Below are 279 nucleotides of genomic sequence, written 5' to 3'. Positions count from 1 at the left end.
AAAAGCCATGTTTGGTATTTCTATAAATTGATAATAAATAGCGTATTAGTTTATACGTAAAGTATAAAGTTGCTGCAGTCATTGCAGCCATAATACAAAACGAAACAATGGTGCCTTCAATTGTTGTGTTATTAAACGAGATAAGCACGTAGCCTTTTTCGTCCAGTACAAAGGGGGTAACCGCAAGTACAACAACAATAGCTACAATTAAGATTATTAGGCCTATCATTGCACCCACTCCTTAACCGTTTGTGTACTTTGCAGAGTGACCTCTTGGCT

The 279-nt window shown here is 36.9% G+C and carries 1 protein-coding gene; it reads right to left on the bottom strand.

Annotated features, from left to right (window positions below; genetic code table 11):
- The coding region (locus tag R2R70_RS19775; protein ID WP_410978864.1) for a heme biosynthesis HemY N-terminal domain-containing protein at positions 1-229 on the bottom strand (229 nt) is incomplete at its 3' end.
- Positions 230-279: the final 50 nt, after the last annotated feature.

The organism is Cobetia sp. SIMBA_158 (assembly GCF_046566945.1).
GTDB classification, from domain to species: domain Bacteria; phylum Pseudomonadota; class Gammaproteobacteria; order Pseudomonadales; family Halomonadaceae; genus Cobetia; species Cobetia amphilecti.
Note: the sequence above shows the minus strand (reverse complement) of the source record. Positions and strands in the feature narration are given on the sequence as shown.